This window comes from Streptomyces globisporus C-1027 (assembly GCF_000261345.2).
Lineage (GTDB): Bacteria > Actinomycetota > Actinomycetes > Streptomycetales > Streptomycetaceae > Streptomyces > Streptomyces pakalii.
In genome coordinates, this window is sequence record NZ_CP013738.1 from 4,535,779 (window position 1) to 4,553,151 (window position 17,373).

Sequence of the window (17,373 nt, forward strand, 5' to 3'; positions counted from 1 at the left end):
TGGCCGCGCGCCTCTCGGCGATCCCGCAGAATGGGTGGCAGAAGGCGCGCCCGAGGCAGGCACAACGGGTGTGGACGTCGACGCGGCCCCCAGGTCCGCTCCGCCCGCACTTGTCTGGCCGAAAACGGCAATCGTGCAGCAGCTGGCGCGCTCGTGAGACTGGCGTATGGAGAGAAGCGAAGACCTGTGAGTGCTGCGACGACCACGCGAAGCCGTACGACCCGTGCGACCCGTACCCCTGTTCCCGACCGCCTGTGCGCCGAAGCGGTCGACCTCGCTCGCTCGGCCGCCGAGGAGGCCGCCGCGCCCGGTGTGGTCGGCGAGCACGTCGGTGTGGTCTCCGAGGGGGACCGGGTCGTCACGCACTACTTCGAGGCCAAGGAGCCCGGCTACCGGGGCTGGCGCTGGGCGGTGACGGTGGCGCGGGCCTCCCGCGCGAAGAACGTCACTCTGGACGAAACGGTGCTGCTGCCCGGGGCGGACGCGCTCCTGGCACCGGAGTGGGTGCCGTGGAGCGAGCGGCTGCGCCCCGGTGACATGGGCCCCGGGGACCTGCTGCCCACCGAGGCGGAGGATCTGCGCCTGGAGCCCGGCTGGACCGGCGAGGACGAGCCGCCGCCGAACTCCGTGGTCTCCGAGGAGCTGGCGGAGCTGGCCGACTCGGAGGACGCCGAGCTGACGGACCGGCCGGTGGCCGCGACCAGCCGGGGGTCCATCGCCGCGGTGGCCGAGGAGCTGGGCACGCGCCGGGCGAGGGTGCTGTCGCGGTACGGGCTGTACGAGGCGGCCGACCGCTGGGACGAGGCGTTCGGCCCGAAGACGCCGATGGCCCAGGCGGCCCCGGCGACGTGTGTCAGCTGTGCGTTCCTCATCCCGATGGCGGGCTCGCTGAAGCAGGCCTTCGGGGTGTGCGCGAACGAGTTCGGTCCTGCGGACGGGCATGTGGTGTCGCTGGCGTACGGGTGCGGCGGGCACTCGGAGGCCGCCGTGATGCCGAAGCCGGTGCGGCCGGCGGACCATGCGCTGGACACGATGCGGGTCGACGCGTACGCGCTGCGGCCGGAGCGGGGCGAGGGCTCGGTCCCCGCCGAGCCGGACGGCGCGTCGGAGGACCTGGGTCACTCCTGAGAAGCCGCACCCCAGCCTGCCCGGCTACCCCCAGCCCGTCCGGCGTTTGAGGACGGAACCGCCGACGTGGTGCCGGGTGCCACCGCCGGGCCCTGCGCACCAGGTACCTGTTCGGTGGCCGCGACCCAGGCCAAGGGTTCCGTCCTCAATCGCCGGACGGGCTGGAATGCGGCACCCCGGACCGCAGCAGGGTTCCGTCCTCAATCGCCGGACGGGCTGGAGTGTGGTGGCACGCCGGACGGGCTTGAAGGCCAGCCGGACGGGCTTGAAAGCCCCGGGACGCCGGACGGGCTGGCAATGGCCCGGAACGCCGGTACGGCAGGGGCGGCGGGCGCGGTACCTTCGGGCGCACACTGGGCCGCACAGGCATACGCGGGCCACCCACAACGCGGACGGAGTCGAGAGCGTGAGCATGAGGGCGACCGAGGGGGCCGATCCGTTCGGGACGGCACGGCTGCGGCGCGGCGTGCTCGACGCGTGGGGCGCCGGGCCCGCCCGGTTCCGGGAGGACGCCAACGCCGAGGAGGACCTCGCGCTCGGCGGCTACCGCGACCGCCTCGTCGTCGAGCTGGCCCAGAACGCCGCCGACGCCGCCGCCCGCGCCAAGGTCCCCGGCCGGCTCCGCCTCACCCTGCACCCCGCCGCCCCCGGCGACCCGGACGCCCGCTGCGTGCTGGCCGCCGCCAACACCGGCGCACCGCTCGACGCGACCGGCGTCGAGTCCCTGAGCACCCTGCGGGCCTCCGCCAAGCGCGAGGGCCACGAGTCCTCGGTGGGCCGCTTCGGCGTCGGGTTCGCCGCCGTCCTCGCGGTCAGCGACGAACCGGCGGTGCTCGGCCGCCACGGCGGTGTCCGCTGGTCGCTGGCCGAGGCACGCGAGCTGGCCCGCCAGGCGGCCGTCGGCTCCCCCGGCCTCGGGGACGAGCTGCGCCGCCGCGACGGACACGTACCGCTGCTGCGCCTCCCGCTGCCCGCCGAGGGCTCCGCGCCCGAGGGGTACGACACCGTCGTCGTGCTGCCGCTGCGCGACGGCACCGCCGAGGACCTGGTGGCCCGGCTGCTGGCCGCCGTGGACGACGCGCTGCTGCTCACGCTGCCCGGCCTGGACGAGATCGTCATCGAGACCCCGGACGGCACACGCACCCTGAGCCGGTCCCAGCACGGCCCGTACACCCACATCGACGACTCCGCGCGCGGCCTGAACCGCTGGCGCACCGTCCTCCACCACGGGCCCATCGAGCCCGCCCTGCTCGCCGACCGCCCGGTCGAGGAGCGGCTGCGTCCGCACTGGTCGGTGACCTGGGCGGTCCCGGTCGACGAGTCGGGCGCCCCGCTCCACCCCCGTACGGCACCGGTCGTGCATGCCCCGACCCCCACCGACGAACCCCTCGGCATCCCCGCCCTGCTCATCGCCTCGCTGCCGCTGGACACCGCCCGCAGGCACCCCGCACCGGGGCCGCTGACGGACTTCCTGGTGGAGCGGGCGGCCGACGCGTACGCGGAGCTGCTGGGCGCCTGGCGGCCCGTGTCGACCGGGACGATCGACCTGGTGCCGGGCCAGCTCGGCAAGGGCGCGCTGGACGGGGCCCTGCGCGGGGCGATCCTGGCCCGGCTGCCGAGGGTCGCGTTCCTGGAGCCCGCCGCGCCCCGGGAGCCGGAGGCGGAGAACGGCTGGGCGGACGACTGGGACCGGGAGAGGGACCTGGACCGTACGGAGGACACCGCCTCCGGCACCTCCGCCCTGCGGCCCGTCGAGGCCGAGGTCGTCGAGGGCGTCGGGGCCGAGACCGTACGGGTCCTCGCCGAGGTGCTGCCCTGTCTGCTGCCCGCAGGGCTTGAGCGCCGCACCGAACTGCGCACCCTCGGCGTCGCCCGCGTACCCCTGACCGAGGCGATCGACCGCCTCGCCGGTCTGGAGCGCGACCCCGCCTGGTGGCACCGGCTCTACGACAGCCTCGCGGGCACCGACCCCGACCGGCTCACCGGCCTCCCCGTCCCGCTCGCGGGTGACCCGGAGGACGAGCGGGCCGGCCGCCCGCCGCGCACCACGATCGGCCCGCGCCAGATCCTGCTGCCCCTCCCGGACGCGCTGACCGGCCCGGTCCTCGGCCGCCTCTCCCGGCTCGGCCTGAAGGTCGCCCACCCGGACGCCGCCCACCCGCTGCTGGAGAAGCTGGGCGCGCTGCCCGCCACCCCCCGCGCTGTCCTGACGACCCCGCAAGTCCGCGCGGCCGTCGCCGGATCGCTGGACGCGGGAGAGATCTGGGACGAGGACGCGCTCGACGCCGACGAGCTGGCCGAGACCGTGCTCACGCTCGTACGCGACGCCGAACTCGCCCCCGGCGACGAGCCGTGGCTCGGTGCGCTCGCGCTCCCCGACGAGGAGGGTGAGCCGGCCCCCGCCGGTGAACTGGTCGTCCCCGGAAGCCCGTTCGCGCAGATCATGCGGGAGGGGGAACTCGCGCTCGTCGACCAGGAGCTGGCCGACCGCTGGGGCGAGGGCCCGCTGACCGCCTGCGGGGTCCTGGCGACCTTCGCCCTCGTCCGGGCCACCGATGTCGTCCTCGACCCGGACGAACTGGAGCCCCGCGACAGCGACTTCGCCGAACCCGACGACGCCGGGCTGCTGGACGCCGTCGACGTCTGGTGCGAGGACCTGCTCGACCAGCTGCCCGAGACGCCCGTACCGCCGGTCGCCACCGAGATCGTCGCCGTACGGGATCTGGACCTGGTCGACGACGACGCCTGGCCGCAGGCGCTCGCGATGCTGGCCCAGCCGCCGTTGCGCGACGCGCTGACGCAGCCGGTGCGGGTGCTGCTCCCGGACGGCACGACGCAGTCCGTGCGCGCGTACACCGCGTGGTGGCTGCGCGACCACCCCGTGCTGGACGGCCGCCGCCCGGCCGGACTGCGCTCGGCGGGCGGTGACCCGCTGCTGGCCGGGCTGTACGACGCGGTGGACGCGACCGGCTTCGACGACGCCCAGGTGCTGCGGGCCCTCGGGGTACGCACCTCGGTCGCCGCCCTCCTGGACGAGCCGGGCGGCGCGGCCGAACTGCTGGGCCGCCTCGCCGACGAGGACCGCCCCGTCACCCCCGTACAGCTGCACGCGCTCTACACGGCCCTCGCCGAACTGGACCCGGACCAGGTGACGTTGCCGGACGAGCTGCGCGCGGTGGTGGACGGGGAGGTCACGGTGGTCGACGCGGCGGACGCCGTGATCGCGGACGCCCCGGACGTGCTGCCCCTGACGGCGGGCCTGCCCCTGCTCCCGGTCACCCCGTCCCGGGCCGCCGAGCTGGCCGACCTGCTCCAGGTACGCCGCCTCGGTGAGACGGTCGAGGCGGACGTCACCAGCGACGGCGAGGAGCACCGCGTACCGGAGCCGGTCCGCGTCCTGCTCGGCCCCGCCACCCCCGAGACGTACGTCGAACACCCCGAACTCCGCGCGGGCGGCGTCGAACTGGACTGGCGCCGCACCCCGGACGGCGTCGTCCACGCCGCCACCCTGGAGGGTGTGGCGGCGGGTCTCGCCTGGGCGGCGGGCCAGTGGCCCCGCCGCTTCGAGGTCGCGGCCCTGCTGGAGGACCCGTCGCGTACGGAGGAGCTGGCGCGGGACCGCTGGTTCGACTGATCCGCCGTAAGGCGCGAGCTGCGGCTTCACAGAAAAGTCACAGATCTGCACAACCGTTCACCTGGTTCGCCTGTCTGTTCCTGTGAGCCAAGAGGCTCATGGACCAGATGGGTCCCGCCGGGCTGACGACACGCGCGCCCCGGGACCCCTTCTCCACTTGGGGACACATGCGTATTCGTGCCACTGTGGCCGCCGTTACCGGCGCCCTGGCCCTTTCCGCTCTTGCCGTTCCGGCCGTCCAGGCCGACGAGAAGCCGGACGCCGGCCTGAGCCTGCCCTCCGGTGCCGAGGTCTTCGCCGCCGAGTCCGGCGCGTCCACCGCCAAGGCCCGCGCCGCCCGCGCCGCGGAAGTGCCTGTCATCAAGAAGGTCGTCGTCAACGGCGGCAAGGACATCGTGGTGGGCACGCAGTCCAAGAAGAAGTTCACCATCGCCATCACGGCCTCGTCGCCGTCCGGCATCGACGACGCGTTCGCCTTCCTGTGGCACGGCCAGTTGGACGAGGTCGACGGTCTCCTCGCTCCCGCCCAGGATGTCGGCAACTGCAAGGTTTCGGCCGACCCGACCACATCCACGTGCACCGTCTCGATCACGGTCGACCCGCGGTCCGACGACCTCTACACAAGCGGCCTCGCCGGCACCTGGAACGTCGCCGCCGGAGCGCTCGCGGGTAGCCGCGGCGGGAACGACTTCGTCTGGAACGACCACCATGCCAAGTCCCGTGTCCAGCGGTTCTCCAAGCTGACCGTGAACGCGTCCCCCGAGCCGGTGAAGAAGGGCAAGACCCTCACCGTCACCGGCAAGCTCACGCGGGCCAACTGGGACACCAACACGTACAAGGGCTACACCAACCAGCCCGTGAAGCTCCAGTTTAAGAAGAAGGGGGCCAAGAGCTACACGACGGTGAAGACCATCAAGACCAGCTCCACCGGCACCCTGAAGACGACCGTCAAGGCCTCGGCCGACGGCTACTGGCGCTACAGCTTCGCCGGTACGTCCACCACCCCGGCCGTCTCGGCCGCCGGTGACTTCGTCGACGTGAAGTAGCCGCAGCCGCACGGCAGGACATACGGAAGCCCCCGGGAGGACCACCGTCCTCCCGGGGGCTTCCCCTGTCCGCGGCCTACGCCCCGAAGCGCCGCCCCACCCAGCGCCAGACGAACTCCAGCAGGGCGGCCGCCGCCACCGCGATGGCGACCGCCGTCCACGGCATCGTCGTGCCGACCAGCTTCAGCGCGAAGAAGTCCTGGAGCCACGGCACGACGAGCACGATCAGGAAGCCGAGCCCCATCGCCGCCACCAGGCCGATCCGCCACCAGGTGTACGGACGGGCGATGATCGCCAGGACCCACATCGAGACCAGGAACAGCGTCAGCGTCGCCGCGCTCGTCTCGGCGTCCAGCGCGCCCGGGCCGCTGTAGTGGTGCCGTGCCACCAGGTACGTGACGAAGGTCGCCGTCGCCGCGATGACGCCTGAGGGGATCGCGTACCGCATGACCCGGCGTACGAAGTGGGGCTGGGCCCGTTCCTTGTTGGGCGCGAGCGCCAGGAAGAACGCGGGGACGCCGATGGTCAGGGTGGACAGCAGGGTCAGGTGCCGCGGCAGGAACGGGTACTCCACCTGGGTGCAGACCACCAGGATCGCCAGCAGCACCGAGTAGACCGTCTTGGTCAGGAAGAGCGTCGCGACCCGGGTGATGTTGCCGATCACCCGGCGGCCCTCGGCCACCACCGACGGCAGCGTCGCGAAGCTGTTGTTCAGCAGCACGATCTGCGCCACCGCCCGCGTCGCCTCCGAGCCCGAGCCCATGGAGACGCCGATGTCCGCGTCCTTGAGGGCGAGGACGTCGTTGACCCCGTCGCCGGTCATCGCGACCGTGTGGCCGCGCGACTGGAGGGCGGCCACCATGTCCCGCTTCTGCTGCGGGGTGACCCGGCCGAACACCGCGTGTCGCTCCATGGCCGTGGCCATCTCGTCCGGGTCGGTCGGCAGCCGGCGGGCGTCCAGCGTGTTCTCCGCGCCCGCGAGGCCCAGCTTTCCGGCGACCGCGCCGACCGAGACCGCGTTGTCGCCGGAGATGACCTTGGTGGCCACGTTCTGGTCGGCGAAGTAGGCGAGTGTGTCGCCCGCGTCCGGCCGCAGCCGCTGCTCCAGCACGACCAGGGCGGTGGGGGCGGCTCCGGCGGCCGCGCCGGGCGCGTCCAGGTCGTCGCCCCGCACCCGGGCCAGCAGCAGCACCCGCAGCCCCTGCTGGTTGAGCTGCTCGATCTCGGCCAGGGTCGTGTCGCCCTCGGACAGCAGGACGTCGGGCGCGCCGAGCAGCCAGGCCGAGGCCGTCCCGTCGGCCTCGGCGAACGCCGCGCCGCTGTACTTGCGCGCCGAGGAGAACGGCATCGCGTCGGTGACCGTCCAGGCGGCCTCTTCCCTCTGCGGGTACGCGTCGATGATGGCCTGGAGGCTGGCGTTGGGCCGGGGGTCGGAGGCGCCGAACGTCCGCAGCACCTCCGTGACGTACGCCTCGTCGCTCCCGTTCAGCGGCCGGACCTCCGTGACGTCCATGCCGCCCTCGGTCAGCGTGCCCGTCTTGTCCAGGCAGACCACGTCGACCCGGGCCAGGCCCTCGATGGCGGGCAGCTCCTGCACCAGGCACTGCTTGCGGCCCAGCCGTACGACACCGATGGCGAAGGCGACGGAGGTGAGGAGCACCAGGCCCTCGGGGATCATCGGGACGATGCCGCCGACGGTCCGCGCGACGGAGTCCTTGAAGTTGTTGTCCTTCACGACCAGCTGGCTGATGATCAGCCCGATCGCCGTCGGCACCATCATCCACGTGACGTACTTCAGGATCGTGCTGATGCCGCTGCGCAGCTCCGAGTGGACGAGCGTGAAGCGCGACGCCTCCTCGGCGAGCTGAGCGGCGTACGCCTCGCGCCCGACCTTGGTCGCGGTGAACGCCCCGCCGCCCGCGACGACGAAGCTGCCCGACATCACCGGGTCGCCGGGCCGCTTCAGCACCGGGTCGGCCTCACCGGTCAGCAGCGACTCGTCGACCTCCAGGCTGTCGGCCTCCGCGACCACGCCGTCCACGACGACCTTGTCGCCGGAGCCCAGCTCGATCACGTCCCCGAGGACGATCTCGTGGGTGGAGATCTCGGCGGCGACCCCGTCGCGCCGCACGGTCGGCTTCGCCTCGCCGATCACCGCGAGGCTGTCCAGGGTCTTCTTGGCCCGCCACTCCTGGATGATGCCGATGCCGGTGTTGGCGACGATCACGAAGCCGAAGAGGCTGTCCTGGATCGGCGCGACGAACAGCATGATCACCCAGAGCACGCCGATGATCAGGTTGAACCGGGTGAGGACGTTGGCCCGGACGATCTCGGTGAGCGAGCGCGAGGACCGTACGGGTACGTCGTTGACCTCGCCGCGCGCGACCCGTTCGGCGACCTCGGTGGTGGTCAGACCGTCCGGCCGGTGGGGTGGCGGCGGTGGCTCCATGGGGTGCACGGGGTCGAGTTCCGCCCCCGCGTCGATCATGGCCGGCCGGGAGGGTCCGGGGGTCTGCTCCCCGGAGGAATCGAGTGCCCGCTGCGTCATGCGTCCGACGTTACGGGCGCGCGCGGTGAATCTCCCGCCGGGGGGTCGAAGATCCGACCAGGGGAGGACGAAGTCGGTCCCGTGGTCGTACGGAGACGCGAGCGGGTCAGGTGGTCAGGCGGGTCAGGTCGTCAGGCAGTCGGGTCGGCCAGGCCGGGCCAGGCCGTCAGGCGGTCCGGTCGGCGCGGTCCGGGCGGTCGCCGCTCAGCGCCCTGTCCGCCGCCTCGGCCCCTGCCGCGTCCTTCACCTCGGCCCGGGCCGCGTGGCGCTTGAGGGCGGCGTCGCGGCCGCGCACGTACCAGATCCCGATCAGGCCGAGTCCGGCACCGGCCAGCGGGGTCCACACCCACCAGGTGTGGCCGCGGTCGGCGAACCAGCCGTAGAAGGGGAGCTGGGCGAGGAAGAGGACGAACCAGAGGATCGTGCCGCCGACGACGGTGGCGACGACGGGGCCCTCCAGGGGTTCGGGCGCCTCGTGCTTCGGTGTCCACTTCTCCATGCGTTCAGTGTATGGGGACGCGTCCGGACCACCCGGTCGGCGGGTGACGGGGCGGTCGGCTCAAGGGTCTACGCGCGGAGATAGCGATCTTCGCTTGATGTATTCATACTGAATCTGCTTTGGGCTGGCTCGAATTGTTCGTCGGAACATCCAAATTCGATCACCTCTCGTCCTTTGCTCCGCCTCCCCTACGTACGACTGAGGTCACCCATGCCCCCCTCGGCCACCGCTCCGGTCGACTCCCCGCCGCCCGCGGCTCCGCAGCCCCAGGGCAGCGTGGACCGGTTCTTCAAGATCTCCGAGCGGGGGTCGACCGTCGCCCGCGAGTTCCGCGGCGGGTTCGCCACGTTCTTCGCGATGGCGTACATCATCGTGCTCAACCCGATCATCCTGGGCAGCGCGAAGGACATGTACGGCCACCAGCTCGACAACGGTCAGCTGGTCACCGCCACGGTGCTCTCCGCCGCCTTCTCCACGCTGCTCATGGGCGTCATCGGCAACGTGCCGATCGCGCTCGCGGCCGGCCTCGGCGTCAACACCGTCGTCGCGCTCCAGCTCGCCCCCCGGATGAGCTGGCCGGACGCGATGGGCATGGTCGTCCTCGCGGGCATCGTGGTGATGCTGCTGGTCGCCACCGGGCTGCGGGAACGCGTGATGAACGCCGTGCCGAGGTCGCTCCGCAAGGGCATCGCCATCGGTATCGGCCTGTTCATCCTGCTGATCGGCCTCGTCGACTCCGGCTTCGTCTCGCGCATCCCGGACGCCGCCATGACCACCGTGCCGCTCCAGCTCGGCGGCGACGGCCACCTCAACGGCTGGCCGGTTCTCGTCTTCGTCCTCGGCGCACTGCTCACGCTCGCGCTGATCGTGCGCAAGGTGCCCGGCGCGATCCTGATCTCGATCGTCGCCATGACGGTCGTCGCCGTGGTCATCGACGCGGTGGCGGGCCTGCCCGACGGGGCGTGGGGTCTGACGACGCCCGCGTGGCCGGGCAATCCGGTCTCCGCGCCGGACTTCGGGCTGCTCGGCGAGGTCAGCCTGTTCGGCGGCTTCGAGAAGGTCGGCTATCTGACGGGCGTGCTGTTCGTCTTCACCGTGCTGCTGTCCTGCTTCTTCGACGCGATGGGCACCATCCTCGGCGTCGGCGACGAGGCGAAGCTGATGGACGAGAACGGCAACTTCCCCGGCATCAACAAGGTGCTGCTGGTGGACGGCATCGCGGTCGCCTCGGGCGGGGCGACCTCCGCCTCCGCCACCACGTGCTTCGTGGAGTCCACCGCGGGCGTCGGCGAGGGCGCCCGCACCGGACTGGCGAGCGTGGTGACCGGTCTGCTCTTCTCGGTGGCGCTGTTCCTCACACCGCTGGCGACCATGGTCCCGTCGCAGGCGGCCACTCCCGCCCTGCTGGCGGTCGGCTTCCTGATCATCGCGGGCTCGGTCCGGGACATCGACTGGAGCGACTACACGCTCGCGATCCCGGCGTTCCTCGCGATGGTGATGATGCCGTTCACGTACTCGATCACCAACGGCATCGGGATCGGCTTCGTCGCCTTCTCCGTGCTGCGCCTGGCGGCGGGCCGGGGCCGTGAGGTGCCGGTCGCGATGTACGTGGTGTCGGCGGTCTTCGTCTTCTACTACGCGATGCCGGCGCTCGGCCTCACGTGATCGGGTCCCTGGTCACCGCGGGGCCCGTCGGCCCGCAGAGCTTCTCGGTCTCTCCGTAGAACTTCTCCGTCTCCTCGACGGCCACCTTGAAGCGTTCGTCGAAGTCGTCGCGGATGAGCGTCCGGACCACGTAGTCCTGGACGCTCATTCCGCGTTTGGCGGCGTGCTGCCGGAGCCGGTCGAGCAGCTCACCGTCTATCCGCAGGCTGAGCACTGTCGATCCCATGCCCAGCAGGGTCCACGCCCCGGAGCGCTCTTGGCGTCACTTTCCGCTTCCAACTCACTCGTTCGGGTGATCGGAATTTACGGAAGGTGTAACCGGGTGGTATTTAGGTTGGGTAATGAGTTACGCTAACAAACATGCCTGACCTGATCCACGACGGCGACAGTGCCGCCGCCGTGAGCTCCCTCCGCTCCGCCGTGATGCTGCTGGGCCGTCGCCTGAAGCACCAGCGTGTCGACGAGTCGCTGAGCCCCACCGAGATGTCGGTGCTCGGCACCCTGGCCCGCTGCGGCTCGGCCACCCCCGGTGAGCTGGCCCGCAAGGAGCACGTACAGCCGCCGTCGATGACCCGCATCGTCGCGCTGCTGGAGGCGAAGGGGCTGGTCAGGCTGGAACCGCACCCCGATGACCGTCGGCAGAAGAGGGTCAGCCAGACCGAGCAGGCCGAAGCCATGCTCGCGGAGAGCCGCACCAAGCGGAACGCCTGGCTGGCCCACCTCGCCGAGGGCCTGGACGAGGACGAGTGGGAGACGCTTCGGGCCGCCGCGCCCGTGTTGGAGAAGCTCGCCCACCTGTGACCCCACGGGCGCACCGACGGTGATCCACCCGCCGGGCCGTATCGCTGTATACGGCCGGACCGGACCGGATCACCGCCGGAGCGCCCGTCGTCACGTCCTCGTCGGACCGCACGCCGCAGACGTACGAGGAGATGAACCCTTTTGAGTACGGGACCCGGAGCAGACTCCGCCCCCGCACCGACTTCCACCCACGAGAGCACGACCGGCGGGACCTTCTCGTCGCTGAAGATCCGTAACTACCGCCTGTTCGCCACGGGCGCCGTGATCTCCAACACCGGTACCTGGATGTCCCGCATCACGCAGGACTGGCTCGTGCTGAGCCTGACGGGTTCCGCCACCGCCGTAGGCATCACCACCGCTCTGCAGTTCCTTCCGATGCTGCTCTTCGGCCTGTACGGCGGCGTCATCGCCGACCGCCTCCCGAAGCGGCAGATCCTGCTCGTCAGCCAGGCCATGCTCGGCCTGGGCGGTATCGCGCTGGCCGCCCTGACCCTGTCGGGGGTCGTCGAGGTCTGGCACGTCTACCTGGTGGCGTTCCTGCTCGGCATGGTGACCGTCGTCGACAACCCGGCGCGTCAGTCGTTCGTCTCCGAGATGGTCGGCCCCGCGCAGCTGCGCAACGCGGTCAGCCTGAACTCGGCGAACTTCCAGTCCGCCCGGCTCATCGGCCCCGCCGTCGCGGGTGTCCTGATCACCACGGTCGGCAGCGGCTGGGCGTTCCTGCTCAACGGCCTGTCCTTCCTGGCCCCGCTCATCGGCCTGCTGATGATGCGCACCAACGAACTGCACGCCTCGGTGACCGTGCCCCGCGCCAAGGGCCAGCTCCGCGAGGGCCTCGCTTACGTCCGGGGCCGCCCCGAGCTGATCTGGCCGATCGTCCTGGTCGGCTTCGTCGGCACGTTCGGCTTCAACTTCCCGATCTGGCTGACCGCCTTCGCCGACGAGATCTTCGACGGCGGCGCGGGCATGTACTCCTTCTTCAACATCCTGATGGCGGCCGGTTCGCTGGCCGGCGCACTGCTCTCGGCCCGCCGTCGCTCCTCGCGGCTGCGGATGCTGGTGGCGGCGGGGACGGCGTTCGGCCTGCTGGAGATCGCGGCTTCGCTCTCCCCGACCGTGTGGCTGTTCTCGATCCTGCTGGTCCCGATCGGCATGCTGGGCCTGACGACGAACATCACCGCGAACACGAGCGTCCAGATGGCCGCCGACCCGGAGATGCGGGGCCGGGTGATGAGCCTGTACATGATGGTCTTCGCCGGAGGTACGCCGGTGGGGGCCCCGATCGTCGGCTGGATCAGCGACACGTACGGCGCGCGCACCGGCTTCGCGGCCGGCGGCGCGATCTCGGTGATCGCCGCCCTGGCCGTCGGCTTCGCCCTCGCCCGCGTCGGCGGCCTCCGCCTGAAGGTGGACCTCCGCCCGGGCCGCCCGCACGTCCGCTTCGTCCCGCGCGAGCAGCTGGCGACGGCGGCGTGAGCCCTGCGAAAGGCGCCCTTCCCCGGAGCGGGGGGAGGGCGCCTTTCGTATGCCGGGGCGCGGGGTCAGTCGCGGGGGAAGGCGTCGGTCTTCAGGACCAGGTCCACCGAGGTGTCGGTGAGATCGACGTCGATGCCGAAGTCGACGACGAGCTTCTTGTGGTAGCCGGCGTCCTTCGGCTCCGAGTGGAGGAGGCAGCGACCCGTGTACGGGTCGACGATGAGGAAGACAGGGATCCCGGCGGCCGCGTAGGCGTCCTTCTTGGGCCCGTAGTCGGCCGCCGCCGTGCCCTTGGAGATGACCTCGGCCACGAACTCGACGTGCTCTGGGAGCCAGCGGCCACGGCTGTCCTTGGCCGACTTGTCGAAGATCTTCATCACGTCCGGGGCGAAACCGTTGCCCTCGCCGAAGTCGATGCGTACGTCCGAAAGGGCCTTCACGTCCATCCCGAACCGGTCCTCCAGAGCACGCACGATCCGACGGATGATCTCCCAGTGCGTGTCCCGCTGCGGCGACACGTGAACGGTCCCCTCGACGATCTCGACCTTGAATCCCTCGGGGGTGGGCTCAAGCCACTCGAACATCTCGTCCAAAGTGCGCTCGTCGCTGGTGTCGGCCATGTCGATCCTGTCGGTGTCCACGACGGTCATCGTGCCGCTCCTCCCCGCTGCCGCACGGGCGTGCGGGCAGCCGCGTAGGACAACGATAGGCCCGGCGTCCCGGACGCGCCCGGACCTGCCAGACTCGCGCGCATGAGCAGCAGCGATCCCGATCGTCCGGCCACCGAGCGCCTCTTCGCCGCCGTCCTGCCGCCCGAGGCGGCCGTGGCGGAGCTCCGTGCGGCTCTCGCGCCGCTGCACGCCCTGCCCGGGGCGCGGGACCTGCGCTGGACGGGCCCCGAGGGCTGGCACTTCACGCTGGCGTTCTACGGGGACGTGCCCGAGGACATGCGGCCGGAGCTGGAGGCACGTCTGGAGCGGGCCGCGCGCCGCACCGGGCCCTTCGCGCTCCGCGTGCACGGGGCCGGGCACTTCGGCGGGCGGGCGCTGTGGGCCGGGGCGGCGGGCGGGCTCGACACGCTGCGGCTGCTCGCCGAGCGCACGGAGGCCGCCGCCCGGCGGGCCGGGCTGCCGATGGAGGAACACCGCCGCTACTCCCCGCACCTCACACTGGCCCGCAGCCGGGGCGCGGCGGACCTGCGGCCCTTCGCCGCGGCGCTGGCCGGGTTCGAGGGGCAGCGCTGGGAGGCCGCCGAGCTCACGCTCGTACGCAGTCACCTGCCGGTGTCCGGGGTGCCCGGGGAGCGGCCGCGCTACACGGCGGTGCGGGCCTGGCCACTGGGCGGGTGAAGGGTCGCCATGACGTCCGGGGCGGCCCGGCGGCCGGGGCCGGTGAGCGGTGCCGTTACGCTCGAAGGGTGGACCCGAAGACCAGAAACCGCATCATGGCGGCCGTGCTCGTGCTGATATTCGTCGTCGTAGCCGTGGGGGCCGCCCTCGGCGGCTGAGACCGGCGGGCCGCCGGGTGGCATCGCGCCTCCCGGAAGCCCGGCGCGTCCGGGGTGCGTGCTTGCCTGGAGTGGACTCGAAGGAGTTGGCTTGGGCGCCATGAAGTACACACAGCTCGGACGTACGGGACTCAAGGTCAGCCGGCTCGTCCTCGGGACGATGAACTTCGGCCCGCAGACCAACGAGTCGGACAGTCACGCGATCATGGACTCCGCGCTCGGCGCGGGCCTGAACTTCTTCGACACGGCCAACGTCTACGGCTGGGGCGAGAACAAGGGGCGCACCGAGGAGATCCTCGGCACCTGGTTCGCCCAGGGCGGCGGCCGGCGCGACAAGGTGGTCCTGGCCACCAAGATGTACGGGAACATGGGCGCCGACGGCGAGGCCTGGCCCAACCACGACAAGCTCTCCGCCGTGAACATCCGGCGCGCGGTCGACGCCTCGCTCAAGCGTCTCCAGACCGACCACATCGATCTGTACCAGTTCCACCACGTCGACCGGGACACGCCCTTCGACGAGATCTGGCAGGCGATCGACGTCCTGGTCCAGCAGGGCAAGATCCTCTACGCCGGTTCGTCCAACTTCTCCGGCTACAAGATCGCCCAGGCCAACGAGCAGGCCACCCGGCGCGGTTCGCTCGGCCTGGTCAGCGAGCAGTGCATCTACAACCTCGTCGAGCGCCGCGCCGAGATGGAGGTCATCCCGGCCGCGCAGGAGTACGGCCTCGGGGTCATCCCCTGGTCCCCGCTGCACGGCGGCCTGCTGGGCGGCGTGATCAAGAAGACGACGGAGGGCGGCCGCCGCGCCTCGGGCCGCGCGGCCGACGCCCTGGCCGACCCCGCCACCCGCGCCCAGCTCCAGGCGTACGAGGACCTGCTCGACAAGCACGGCCTGGAGCCCGGCGAAGCGGCCCTGGCCTGGCTGCTGACCCGCCCCGGCATCACGGGCCCGATCGTCGGCCCGCGCACCGCCGAGCAGCTGGACAGCGCGCTGCGGGCACTGGAGCTGGACCTCCCGGAGGCGGTGCTCACGGGTCTGGACGAGATCTTCCCGGGCCCGGGTCCGTCGCCGGAGGCGTTCGCCTGGTAGGGCTGAAAGGACACGAAGAAGGGGCCTCCCGTCGCTGTGACGGGAGGCCCCTTCGACCGGTTCGCGGGCCGGGGCGCCACGGTCAGAACGGCATGTGGCCGCGGGCACGCCGACCGGCCGAGCCGCTCTTGCCGACCGCCTTGGAGCTGCTGCGGAACGGCTTGCTGAAGATGCGTCCCAGGACGCCGGGGGCCTTGCCGCCGGCGCGCGAGCCCAGGCCCAGCGTGCGCTGGGTGCCGCGCTCCGGGTGGCGCGAGAGGCGCGGGACGAGGAAGGCGAGTACGAGGAGAACGGCGCAGACGGCGACTATTCCGACGACCATCATGGTGAGTCCTTGTCCTGGTGCTGTGGTGAGCGGGTGGTGTCTGCCACGCGTGCCCGATCGTCGGCAGCTAAACCCTCCGGGTGGTGCTGTCGTCCGCGCGCGGCGGACGGATCCTGTCTGACCGGGAGATACCCGGGCAGGAGATGCTTCGCCGGGCCCGGGGGGTGACCGCCCGGCGAACGACGAGGAACGAAGAAGGGGAGGGACGCAACGATGTCTCCGGTGAGCGAGAAGTGGGGCGAGGTCCTGCGCACGCATCTGGCCCTCGGCGAGGAAGGATCGCCCGTGCGGGCCGCCGCCGCGTTCTCCGCCGATGCGGGGTTCTTCGCCGTCGCGGGGCGGGGTGACGAGGACGGGTGGCCGTACTTCCGCTCGATGACGCCCGCCGCGGAAGGTGCGGACGCGGACGACGTCGAGGCTCTGTGCACCGTGTGCGAGGAAGCCGTCCACCCTCGGGGTCTGCGGATCGCGGGCACGTTCTGGCAGCGGGAGAGCCGCGAGGTGATCTCCGACGTCGTCACCGGGAGCGAGTTGGAGCTCGCTCTGCTGCGGGACGGCGACCGCGCGATGTGGGTCGTCCGGGCGGCGCAGGGCGTCTGCACGTTCGTGCTGGTGGACGGGGACAGCGAGGCGAAGGTCTCCGAGGCCCGGTCCCTGGCGCTGGACTTCGATTCCTTCCTGGTCGGGCAGGGGTACTGAGCGGGGTCCGCTGTCCCGTGCCCGGCCGTGGCCGGGTGCCACCGGTCCGGGTTCCGCCCGGTCGGGTCCCCACCCTTCCCGCTCCCGGGCGGCCGGGCCGCCGCTCCCGGCCGCCCGGTCACCGGTCCCGCGAGCCGCTTTCCGTGCCGTACGCCCGAGGCTCCGGCTCCTCGTCCGTCAGCTCGGGCTCCAGCCCCTCCGACACGTCCGCACGCGGGCGGCCCGCATCGCTGCGCCAGGCCTCGAAGGCCCAGCCGGTCAGCACGACGACCGCCCCGCCCAGCAGCCATCCGCCGATGACGTCACTGAACCAGTGGACGCCGAGCGCGATCCGGGTGAACCCGACGCCCAGGACGGAGATCCCCGCCGCCGCCCAGCACAGCCCGCGCCACCGGCGTGGCACCAGCGGCAGCAGGACCAGGAGCAGGACCGCGCACGACGTGGTGGCCGTCATCGCGTGGCCCGAGGGGAACGAGTAGCCCGGCGCCCGGGCCACCGGGTCCTGGAGCGAGGGCCTGGCCCGCTCCACCACGACCTTCACCAGCACCCCGATCAGCGCGCCCCCGATCGCGGTGGTCGCCGCCCAGGCGGCCAGCCGCCACGCCCGCCGGTACAGCAGCCAGCCGGTGAGCAGGGCGACCGCGATCCGCAGCGTCGCCGGGTCCCACAGCCAGTCCGACAGGAAGCGCAGCGTCGCCGCCCACCCAGGGTGCTCCAGGGCCACCTCGTGCAGTCGGCGGGCGGCCCCCGCGTCCAGGCGCAGCAGGGGCGGCCACGCCCCCTCGACGAGGAGCAGGAGCAGACCGAACGGCACCGCCGCGGCCGCGCCGGCCCCGACGGCCAGCAGCAGCCGGACGCCCAGGCGGCGGTCGGCACGGCGGGCCCGGTCCTGAACGGCATTCCGGGTTGCGGGGTCCGGTTGCGGGGCGGGGGGTTCGGCGGGGGATCGTGGCAC

15 protein-coding genes are annotated in these 17,373 nt (G+C 72.2%); 9 read left to right on the forward strand and 6 right to left on the reverse strand.

The window, feature by feature from the left end; all coding sequences use genetic code 11:
- Positions 1 to 186 precede the first annotated feature (186 nt).
- The 3 genes from WQO_RS19865 (at position 187) to WQO_RS19875 (ending at position 5,808) form a co-directional block, all read left to right on the forward strand.
- The gene (locus tag WQO_RS19865; protein WP_237274150.1) at positions 187 to 1,128 is read left to right on the forward strand and encodes a DUF3027 domain-containing protein; all 942 of its coding nucleotides are present in this window, start codon (positions 187 to 189) and stop codon (positions 1,126 to 1,128) included.
- A gap of 412 nt (positions 1,129 to 1,540) precedes the next feature.
- Complete coding sequence (locus WQO_RS19870) at positions 1,541 to 4,762, forward strand: sacsin N-terminal ATP-binding-like domain-containing protein (RefSeq protein ID WP_010064836.1); 3,222 nt, start codon at positions 1,541 to 1,543, stop codon at positions 4,760 to 4,762.
- A 167-nt stretch (positions 4,763 to 4,929) separates the two neighbouring features.
- Positions 4,930 to 5,808, forward strand: coding sequence for a hypothetical protein (locus tag WQO_RS19875; protein ID WP_029182788.1), 879 nt, complete (start codon positions 4,930 to 4,932; stop codon positions 5,806 to 5,808).
- Between the two features lie 76 nt (positions 5,809 to 5,884).
- On the opposite strand, the gene WQO_RS19880 is transcribed toward WQO_RS19875, so the two are convergent.
- Together WQO_RS19880 and WQO_RS19885 are read right to left on the reverse strand one after the other, a co-directional pair.
- Positions 5,885 to 8,356, reverse strand: coding sequence for an HAD-IC family P-type ATPase (locus WQO_RS19880; RefSeq protein WP_010064833.1), 2,472 nt, complete (start codon positions 8,354 to 8,356; stop codon positions 5,885 to 5,887).
- Between the two features lie 166 nt (positions 8,357 to 8,522).
- Positions 8,523 to 8,855: a DUF2530 domain-containing protein gene (locus WQO_RS19885; protein WP_010064831.1), complete on the reverse strand. Its 333-nt coding sequence runs from the start codon at positions 8,853 to 8,855 to the stop codon at positions 8,523 to 8,525.
- A 210-nt stretch (positions 8,856 to 9,065) separates the two neighbouring features.
- Here WQO_RS19885 and WQO_RS19890 point away from each other — a divergent pair, with 210 nt between their 5' ends.
- Positions 9,066 to 10,520, forward strand: a complete 1,455-nt coding sequence (locus WQO_RS19890; protein WP_010064830.1) for an NCS2 family permease — start codon at positions 9,066 to 9,068, stop codon at positions 10,518 to 10,520.
- Here the strand turns inward: WQO_RS19890 and WQO_RS19895 are convergent.
- Positions 10,513 to 10,746, reverse strand: a complete 234-nt coding sequence (locus WQO_RS19895; protein ID WP_032749464.1) for a hypothetical protein — start codon at positions 10,744 to 10,746, stop codon at positions 10,513 to 10,515. The genes WQO_RS19890 and WQO_RS19895 overlap by 8 nt on opposite strands.
- 134 nt (positions 10,747 to 10,880) lie before the next feature.
- Here WQO_RS19895 and WQO_RS19900 point away from each other — a divergent pair, with 134 nt between their 5' ends.
- Together WQO_RS19900 and WQO_RS19905 are read left to right on the forward strand one after the other, a co-directional pair.
- Positions 10,881 to 11,321, forward strand: a complete 441-nt coding sequence (locus WQO_RS19900; RefSeq protein ID WP_006126571.1) for a MarR family winged helix-turn-helix transcriptional regulator — start codon at positions 10,881 to 10,883, stop codon at positions 11,319 to 11,321.
- A gap of 141 nt (positions 11,322 to 11,462) precedes the next feature.
- Entirely contained in the window at positions 11,463 to 12,797 is a 1,335-nt protein-coding gene (locus WQO_RS19905) for an MFS transporter (protein WP_010064828.1), read from the forward strand.
- Positions 12,798 to 12,862: 65 nt separating this feature from the next.
- On the opposite strand, the gene WQO_RS19910 is transcribed toward WQO_RS19905, so the two are convergent.
- Positions 12,863 to 13,447, reverse strand: a complete 585-nt coding sequence (locus tag WQO_RS19910; protein WP_010064827.1) for a Uma2 family endonuclease — start codon at positions 13,445 to 13,447, stop codon at positions 12,863 to 12,865.
- Positions 13,448 to 13,549: 102 nt separating this feature from the next.
- On the opposite strand from WQO_RS19910, the gene thpR reads away from it, so the two are divergent.
- Positions 13,550 to 14,146, forward strand: coding sequence for an RNA 2',3'-cyclic phosphodiesterase (thpR, locus tag WQO_RS19915; protein ID WP_010064824.1), 597 nt, complete (start codon positions 13,550 to 13,552; stop codon positions 14,144 to 14,146).
- Positions 14,147 to 14,404: 258 nt separating this feature from the next.
- A complete protein-coding gene (locus tag WQO_RS19920; RefSeq protein WP_010064823.1) occupies positions 14,405 to 15,394 on the forward strand; it encodes an aldo/keto reductase in 990 nt (329 codons plus the stop codon).
- Between the two features lie 82 nt (positions 15,395 to 15,476).
- On the opposite strand, the gene WQO_RS19925 is transcribed toward WQO_RS19920, so the two are convergent.
- Entirely contained in the window at positions 15,477 to 15,719 is a 243-nt protein-coding gene (locus WQO_RS19925; RefSeq protein ID WP_010064822.1) for a DUF6411 family protein, read from the reverse strand.
- A 213-nt stretch (positions 15,720 to 15,932) separates the two neighbouring features.
- Between WQO_RS19925 and WQO_RS19930 the strand changes: the two genes are divergently transcribed.
- The gene (locus WQO_RS19930; RefSeq protein ID WP_010064820.1) at positions 15,933 to 16,418 is read left to right on the forward strand and encodes a hypothetical protein; all 486 of its coding nucleotides are present in this window, start codon (positions 15,933 to 15,935) and stop codon (positions 16,416 to 16,418) included.
- A gap of 118 nt (positions 16,419 to 16,536) precedes the next feature.
- On the opposite strand, the gene WQO_RS19935 is transcribed toward WQO_RS19930, so the two are convergent.
- Positions 16,537 to 17,373 (reverse strand): phosphatase PAP2 family protein, encoded by an 837-nt coding sequence (locus WQO_RS19935; protein ID WP_010064818.1) that lies wholly within the window; start codon positions 17,371 to 17,373, stop codon positions 16,537 to 16,539.